This is a genomic window from Bacillus sp. ISL-45, assembly GCF_018613195.1.
Lineage (GTDB): Bacteria > Bacillota > Bacilli > Bacillales > Cytobacillaceae > Mesobacillus.
Window position 1 is genome coordinate 151,847 of sequence record NZ_JAGGQQ010000012.1, and the last position, 8,406, is coordinate 160,252.

Consider the following 8,406-nt stretch of genomic DNA (forward strand, 5'->3'; position numbering starts at 1 on the left):
TCAACCATGTTATTTATTGATAATAAGGGAATCACAGATCCAAGGATCAACCTGGCAATTGAAGAATATGCCTTGAAGAACCTGGATATCAATGAAACTTACTTACTGTTTTATATAAACGAACCATCCATCATCATTGGCAAGAACCAGAACACAATCGAAGAGATCAATACGGAATATGTCGAGAAAAATGGCATCCACGTTGTCCGCAGGTTATCCGGAGGCGGAGCTGTATACCATGATCTTGGCAATCTGAACTTCAGCTTCATCACGAAGGACGACGGAGAAAGCTTCCACAACTTCAGGAAGTTTACCGAGCCAGTAGTTACTGCCTTAAGAAAACTTGGAGTCGATGCAGAGTTAAGCGGGAGGAATGACCTGCTTGCAGAAGGAAGAAAGATATCCGGAAACGCACAATTTTCGACCAGAGGACGCATGTTCAGCCACGGAACCCTGCTGTTTGACTCGGAAATCGAAAGCGTCGTTTCCGCGCTTAACGTAAAAAAAGACAAAATAGAATCTAAAGGCATCAAATCCATTCGCAGCCGAGTTGCGAATATCTCTGAATTCCTCTCAGAAAAAGTGACAATTGAGGAATTCCGTTCGCTTCTGCTGAAAAATATCTTTGATGGACTGGATGATATTCCGGAGTATGTCTTAACAGAGAAAGACTGGGAAAATATCCATGAGCTTTCTAAAGAAAGATACCAGAATTGGGATTGGAATTATGGGAAATCTCCTAAGTTTAACCTGCAGCATTCGCATCGTTTCCCGGTTGGGCAAATCGATGTCCGTTTTGAGGTAAATAAGGGGATCATCGAAAACTGTAAAATTTATGGGGATTTCTTTGGTGTAGGCGATGTCACCGAAATCGAGGACAAGCTGACAGGACTTAAATATGAAAAGTCCCAAGTTGCCGATGCGCTGAAAGAAGTGGATATCAAACATTATTTCGGAAATATTTCTAAAGAAGATTTCATTAACTTAATATATTAAATTTAGAAACGTGGTATTGATGATACCGCGTTTTTAATTTATTTAATGTAAAATTGGTAGAATTTCGACATATTTTCCTTGAATCCATAATTTTCTTTCAATATAATATATTTAGAAAACTTTTTACAAAGTTTGGTGACTCTTGTCACCGCAAAGGGGGAAGGGAGTTAATGAATCTTTCATCACAGCTTCATCACACTGCCTCAATGCTGGGCAATAAGCCGGCATATTTTTTCATGGACAAAGCAAGCACCTATGCAGAGCTAGATGCTGCTGTAACGAAGTTTGCTTCTGGTCTAGAGAAACTAGGGGTAAAAAAAGGCGAACATATCGCATTGTTGCTAGGAAACTCTCCACATTTTGTCATCAGTATGTACGGAGCGCTAAGGCTCGGTGCAACAGTCATTCCCATCAATCCAATTTACACAGCAGATGAAATCGGCTATATCTTGAACAATGGCGATGTAAAAGTAGTCGTCGGGCTGGACCTGATGCTGCCGCTCGCAGAAAAAATGCATCAGCTTCTGCCAAAGGTCGAACACTTCGTGATTGCGGAGACAGGTCAGAGCCAGATGTCTGATGAGGAATTGTCCAAGCTTTCTTTAGGTTCAAAAATGAAACCGTTTACACATGTCGTTGGTGCCGGAGACCTTCATTTCAAGGGTCCTGAACTGAATGATGATGATGTCGCAATCATTCTTTATACGTCAGGAACGACAGGCAAGCCTAAAGGGGCTATGCTTACACACCAAAATCTTTACAGCAATGCGAAAGATGTAAGCGATTACCTTAAGATGAATGAAGATGACAAGGTAATCACAGCTCTGCCGATGTTCCACGTTTTCTGTTTGACGGTCGCTCTTAATGCGCCGCTGATGAACGGCGGAACACTGTTGATTGTCCCTAAATTCAGCCCGGCAGAAGTGTTCCGGATTGCCAGGGAATACGAGGCAACTGTTTTTGCAGGCGTGCCGACGATGTATAACTTCCTATTCCAGTATCCAGAAGGAAATCCCGAAGACCTTAAGTCACTTCGACTGTGTATTTCTGGCGGTGCTTCACTTCCGGTTGCGCTTCTTCAGAATTTCGAGCGCAAATTCAATGTAATGGTTTCAGAAGGATATGGTTTGTCGGAGGCCTCACCGGTAACTTGCTTCAACCCTCTTGACCGCCCGCGCAAAGCAGGTTCAATTGGAACCTCAATCGTGAATGTTGAAAACAAGGTTGTCAATGAAATGGGAGATGAAGTGGCTCCTGGGGAAGTTGGCGAATTGATTGTCCGAGGCCCGAACGTAATGGCAGGCTATTATAAGATGCCAGAAGAAACAGCTGCGGCTATCAGGGATGGCTGGTTGTATACAGGTGATCTTGCCCGCATGGACGAAGAAGGATATTTCTACATCGTTGACCGAAAGAAGGACTTGATCCTCGTCGGCGGATACAATGTATATCCGCGTGAAGTCGAAGAAGTATTATATAACCATCCTGATGTAGTTGAAGTAGCTGTCCTCGGCGTTCCGGATCCTAATTTCGGCGAAGCAGTCAGGTGCTATGTTGTCAGCAAGAATCCTGAATTGACAGAAGAGCAGCTGCTGGACTATTGCCGGGAGCACCTGGCAAAATACAAGGTGCCAAGCGTGATCGAGTTCCTCGAAGAACTTCCGAAAAATACAACAGGGAAAATTTTAAGAAGAGCATTGAAAAACCAGGTTCTGCAGGGACAATAAACTATGAAATGAGAGGCAGGCGCCCGTGCCTGCCTCTTTTTTGAAGGCTCTTTTCTCAAACTTTGTTGCTCTTGACTACAAAATAGGATTGAATGACCTATTTTTCTTCGCAAAGTTGACTCTTTTGTGAGAAAAGAGCATGCGAACTTAATACCGACCAACAAAATGTCCTACTATTACGTTAAAATCGGCTTTAGGATTTTAACAACAATCTTTACGAAAACAGCCTTTTTGAAAAGCAGAAGGAAATTTGTCCTTGAGGCTAGAATGTCAATGGAGAAGGAGTTGATCAGTATGGGTAACATCACATTTCAATTAGAGGGATATACAGCAATTGTCACGCTGAATCGTCCGGACGCATTAAATGCTTTTAATTATGATACGCTAGATGAATTGCAGAAGGTCATTGAGAAAATCAGGACAAACCGTGATGTAAGGGTCGTGATTTTTACCGGAGCGGGTGAGAAAGCATTCAGTGTTGGCGCAGATTTAAAGGAACGCCGTACACTGTCTGACGAGGACGTAAAGAGGAACATCTATAAAATTGGAGAGGTCTTCACGATGATTGACCAGTTGCCGCAGCCGACAATCGCAGCAATCAATGGATTTGCCTTCGGCGGCGGAATGGAGCTTGCCCTGGCATGTGATTTCCGTGTTGCCGCGGCTGAGACGCAGATGGGATTGACGGAGACGAGCCTGGCGATCATTCCTGGTGCAGGAGGAACCCAGAGGCTGCCAAGGCTGATCGGCCAGGCAAAAGCATTAGAGCTGATCTTGACAGCGCGCCGGCTGAAAGCGGAGAAAGCTCTCGATTATGGCCTCGTTACCGCAGTAGTAAAAAAAGAAAACTTGCTTGATGAATGTATGAAATTTGCCGAAATGATGCTGGCTAACGGACCTGTCGCACTGCAGCAGGCAAAGTACGCCGTCAAACAGGGAATGAACGCAGACCTGCAGACAGGACTGCAAATTGAGCGCAAAGCCTACGAAGTCACCATCCCGACAGAAGATCGCCTCGAAGCACTGGCAGCGTTCAGCGAGAAACGAAAGCCAGATTTTAAAGGAAAGTAACTCAACACGGCCGCGGCCGTGTTTTTTTATGTGCAAAGACTGGGTTTTTGACCGCTAATAAGGATGTTGACTTCCTTTTGTAATCAATCGGCGGATTTTTAAATATATCGACAGCACTTTCCGAGAGACCAACTGCTTATTTAGCAGTCTGCCGGGCCTGGGTATTAATACGCATAAATTATTTCGATAAAAGAAACACTTTTCCAAGCTGCTGGAAGTATGTATAATATATTTTAATTGATTAAAGGATTTTATATTTTACATAGTGATAGAAAGGCGGGAAGCGAGTGGAAAGTACATTGGTTGTTAAGCAGGCAACAGATTTTAAAAGAGGAATTCAATCAGGCATCAGCATTGCGATAGGTTATATGCCGATTGCACTTACCTTTGGCTTGATCGCCAAGACAACAGGACTTGCGCTCGGTGAAACGGTCATGATGAGCATGCTGGTGTTCGCGGGGGCCGCACAGTATATTTCGTTAAGTCTCCTTGCGCAGGGGATAGGGATCTTTGAAGTCATCCTGACGACCTTTATCGTGAATATCCGCCACTTTCTCATGTCTGCGTCCTTGAATGAAAAGGCAGAAGAGGATACCGTAGGTGCAAGAATGGGCTATTCATTCGGGATCACGGATGAGACATTTTCAGTAGCCGCGACACGAGAAGGTACTGTCAATGCCCGGTATATGTTTGGCTTGAACCTTACTGCTTACTCGAGCTGGGTTGTTTTCTCCGGGCTGGGCTTCCTCATCGGTGCAGGATTGCCTCAGACACTGCAGGAAAGCATGTCAGTCGCGTTATATGCCATGTTTGTGGGCTTACTGGTCCCATCGATGAAAGGTAATGTAAAAGTTGTATACCTGGCCGTACTCGCAGCTGCGTTTAATTCGATATTTACAATGGCTGAACTCATGTCCACAGGCTGGGCTATCGTGCTGGCAACATTGCTGTCAGCGATTCTTGTAGAGGCAGTTGAAACATTCAAGAAAGGCAGGAGGGCAGAAACACATGAGTAAAGAAATTGTCATCATGATCATAGGTATGGCTATCGTTACCTATTTACCGAGGATGCTTCCATTTGTAATGTTCCGCGGAAAAGAACTGCCTCCATTCCTGCAAGGCGTCCTGAAAAATGTCCCATATGCCACACTGGGAGCGCTGATCTTCCCCGCAATCCTGTTCATTCAGGAAGACATCTGGTACGGACTGATCGGAGCCGCCGCCGCCTTCATCGTTGCCTTTATGGGAGCAAATGTCATAGTGGTCGTAATTGGTTCGATCTCCGTTTTGACTTTATATTCTTATTTCTTTTAGATCTGCTGGGTGCAGGTCTATTTTTTATGTATAAATCATTACCTGAATAAAAACGGCCGGGCTGATTGCAAAAATAAATGAAATGTTGACAAGATGAATGAATAGATTATAATTAACTTTATTAATTCCGACTAAAACAATAAGCTTTATTAGAATAGGGTGGTTTAATTGTTTATTGAAATCAGCAATGTACACAAACAATACGCGGACAAAAATAATCACCAGGTTGATATTCTAAAAGATATTAATCTAGAAGTAAATAAAGGGGAATTCGTATCGATTCTTGGACCATCCGGCTGCGGTAAATCGACACTTCTTTCTATAGTAGCTGGACTGACTCCGGCAACGAGCGGCGAAATTACAGTCTTTGGCAAAAAGATAGATAAACCGGGAAAGGACAGAGGAATGGTTTTCCAGCAGGCGGCGCTGTTCCCGTGGCTGAATGTATTGGAGAATGTTCTCTTCCCGCTTAAACAGGAAATGCCAAAGAAACAGGCCGAAGCGGAAGCAAAGAAACAATTACAAAAGGTACAGCTTAGCAAATACCTTTCTCACTATCCTCATGAGCTATCAGGAGGGATGCAGCAGAGGGTGGCGATTGCAAGGGCGCTGGCGATGAATCCGGAAATCCTTTTGATGGATGAACCATTCGGAGCTCTGGATGAACAAACTCGTTCGCGGCTTCATGAACAGCTGGAGACGATCTGGGCAGAAACTCAGAAAACGATCTTGTTCGTCACTCACAGCATCTCTGAATCCATTAAACTATCAGACCGGATCATTGTGATGGGAACGAAGCCAGGGGTGATCCTTAAGGATATTAAAGTAGAGATTCCAAGGCCCCGCCATGAGCATAAAAAAGAGATGGTGGAACTGGAAGAATATATTATGAGTTATCTGAAGAAGGAGATCGACAAAGTCATCAGGGAGGAGCTTGCAGATGAATCCGCACATTAAGAGAATTATATTTTTCTCAGCAATCATTGCATTCTGGTACGCAGGAAGCAAGCTTGAATGGTGGATGCCCATCATCCTTCCATCTCCGGAAAAAGTCCTTGAGGCACTGGTCACAGGCTTCGAGGATAAAACTTTGATCTATGATCTGATCGCCAGCTTCAAACGTCTTGCGATTGGTCTCGGTCTCTCCCTTGTAATCGGGACTGCGCTTGGAGTCCTGCTCGCAAAATCCAAAACGGCGGATGAGACACTGGGCACAATCGTTCTCGCGTTCCAAAGTGTACCTAGCATTGTTTGGCTCCCCCTTGCGATCATGTGGTTCGGAATGAACGAGAAAGCTGTTATTTTCGTGGTGGTTCTCGGAGGAACATTTGTCATGACACTTAATATTAGAGTTGGGATTAAAAATGTTTCGCCATTATTTATAAAGGCCGCGAAAACGATGGGAGTGACAGGCTGGAATTTATATAAAAGGGTTATTTTTCCGGCAGCGATCCCTTATGTGGTAACCGGCTCAAGACTGGCCTGGGCATTTGCCTGGAGGGCTCTGATGGCAGGGGAACTTTTAAGCACGGGCCCAGGTCTCGGATATACGCTCCGTTACGCCTCGGATTTCGGCAATATGGGGCTCGTGATTGGCGTCATGATCATTATTGGTGTCATTGGAACAATCGTAGACCAGTTAATTTTCCAGCGTATCGAAAAATCGGTGCTTAATCGCTGGGGACTTGATTCATAAAGGCTCTTTTCTCAAACTTTGTTGCTATTGACTGCACAATAAGACTGAATTACCTTAATTTCTTCACAATGAGGAAAGAGCTTGCAAACTTGGTATCGAAATACAAAATGGTTATGATCACGTTAAAATCGGCTTTAGGATTTTAACAACAATTTTAGGAAAACAGACTTCATAAAATAAGGAGGAAAGAATAATGAAAAAAGCTATTTTAATGTTAACAATGTTGTTTACAGCTGCGATGGTACTCGCCGGATGCGGTTCAAGCGGTTCATCGACAACCTCAGCAGGCAAGGAAAAAATCGTCATCGGCTACTTCCCGAACATCAACCATGTTCCAGCGATGGTGGCAAAAGATAAGGGCTTCTTTGAGCAGCAGCTTGGCGATGGAACCACAATCGAGTATAAGACATTTGCTGAAGGCGGTTCTTTCATGACTGCACTGAAAACGGGCGAGATTGATGCAGGTCTTGTTGGCCCGGGCCCGGCGATGAACAATTACTCAACAGGTGCTGATGTTAAAATCATTGCAGGTGCGTCCACTGGCGGTACGGTTGTATTGGCGAGAAAAGGAGTCGAGATCAATTCAGTTGAAGACTTCGCAGGCAAGACATTCATCACCCCTGGAGTAGGCTGCACACATGATGTTCAGTACGAAACATACCTTGAAGCAGAGGGAATCACGTCACAGCGGATCGGCGGAACAATGAAGCACCTTACTGGCCAGCCGGCACAGTACGCTGCAATGCTGAAGTCAGGCAAGGTGGATATCGCTGTAGCACCTGAACCATGGGCAGCAGTAATTGAAAAAGAAACTGGCGCAGAAGTCGTTATCGGCTGGGATGAAGTATCATTCGGAGAAACACTTCCTGCATCCGTAATGGTCACTTCCGGGAAGATGATCGAGGAAAAACCAGAAACCGTCCAAAAAATTATTGATGCTCATAAAGATGCTGTGAAATTCATCAATGAAAACCCAGCAGAAGCACAGGAAATCACCATTAAAGACATTAAAGAAACAACAGGACAGGAGCTTGAACAAGATGTTGTCGAGCTGGCATGGGAAAGAATCGGCTTTACCCATGAAGTCGATGCACAGGCAATCCAGGACTTCTCGGATTCATCCTACGCATTGAAGTTCCTGAAAGACAAACCAGATTTCAAAACATTGATTGACGATAGCTTTCTAAAGAATTAAAGAAGCTTGCATAAAGAAAAAGGTATCAGGAGTTTTCCTGGTACCTTTTTGCTGTTAAAAGGAGACATTTTCCACACATAATAGCTTAATGTGCGGATAAAGGAGTCGCCCCCGAGAGTATCGTCACATAAAAAGACTTAATGTGCGGATAAAGGAGTCGTCCCCGAGATTATCGTCACATAAAAAGACGTAATGTGCGGATAAAGGAGTCGCCCCCGAGAGTATCGTCACATAAAAAGACTTAATGTGCGGATAAAGCAGTCTTCTCCGAGATTATCGTCACATAAAAAGACTTAATGTGCGGATAAAGGAGTCGCCCCCGAGAGTATCGTCACATAAAAAGACTTAATGTGCGGATAAAGGAGTCTTCTCCGAGAGTATCGTCACATAAAAAGACTTAATGTGCG

8 protein-coding genes are annotated in these 8,406 nt (G+C 44.3%); all 8 read left to right on the plus strand.

Annotation, left to right across the window (positions count from 1 at the left end; all coding sequences use genetic code 11):
* The first annotated feature begins 6 nt into the window (after positions 1–6).
* The 8 genes from lplA to J7E35_RS17480 all read left to right on the plus strand — a co-directional run bounded on the left by lplA (position 7) and on the right by J7E35_RS17480 (position 7,999).
* A complete protein-coding gene (gene lplA / locus J7E35_RS17445; protein ID WP_214781849.1) occupies positions 7–996 on the plus strand; it encodes a lipoate--protein ligase in 990 nt (329 codons plus the stop codon).
* 170 nt (positions 997–1,166) lie between these two features.
* Positions 1,167–2,723 (plus strand): fatty acid--CoA ligase family protein, encoded by a 1,557-nt coding sequence (locus J7E35_RS17450; RefSeq protein WP_214781851.1) that lies wholly within the window; start codon positions 1,167–1,169, stop codon positions 2,721–2,723.
* Between the two features lie 294 nt (positions 2,724–3,017).
* Positions 3,018–3,794 (plus strand): enoyl-CoA hydratase-related protein, encoded by a 777-nt coding sequence (locus J7E35_RS17455; RefSeq protein ID WP_214781854.1) that lies wholly within the window; start codon positions 3,018–3,020, stop codon positions 3,792–3,794.
* A 287-nt stretch (positions 3,795–4,081) separates the two neighbouring features.
* A complete protein-coding gene (locus tag J7E35_RS17460) occupies positions 4,082–4,810 on the plus strand; it encodes an AzlC family ABC transporter permease (RefSeq protein ID WP_353050020.1) in 729 nt (242 codons plus the stop codon).
* Positions 4,803–5,108, plus strand: a complete 306-nt coding sequence (locus tag J7E35_RS17465; protein ID WP_214781856.1) for an AzlD domain-containing protein — start codon at positions 4,803–4,805, stop codon at positions 5,106–5,108. The genes J7E35_RS17460 and J7E35_RS17465 overlap by 8 nt, the downstream gene beginning before the upstream one ends.
* 168 nt (positions 5,109–5,276) lie before the next feature.
* The gene (locus J7E35_RS17470; protein WP_214781858.1) at positions 5,277–6,065 is read left to right on the plus strand and encodes an ABC transporter ATP-binding protein; all 789 of its coding nucleotides are present in this window, start codon (positions 5,277–5,279) and stop codon (positions 6,063–6,065) included.
* The gene (locus tag J7E35_RS17475; protein WP_214781859.1) at positions 6,049–6,804 is read left to right on the plus strand and encodes an ABC transporter permease; all 756 of its coding nucleotides are present in this window, start codon (positions 6,049–6,051) and stop codon (positions 6,802–6,804) included. The genes J7E35_RS17470 and J7E35_RS17475 overlap by 17 nt, the downstream gene beginning before the upstream one ends.
* Positions 6,805–6,997: 193 nt before the next feature.
* The gene (locus J7E35_RS17480; RefSeq protein ID WP_214781860.1) at positions 6,998–7,999 is read left to right on the plus strand and encodes an aliphatic sulfonate ABC transporter substrate-binding protein; all 1,002 of its coding nucleotides are present in this window, start codon (positions 6,998–7,000) and stop codon (positions 7,997–7,999) included.
* Positions 8,000–8,406: the final 407 nt, after the last annotated feature.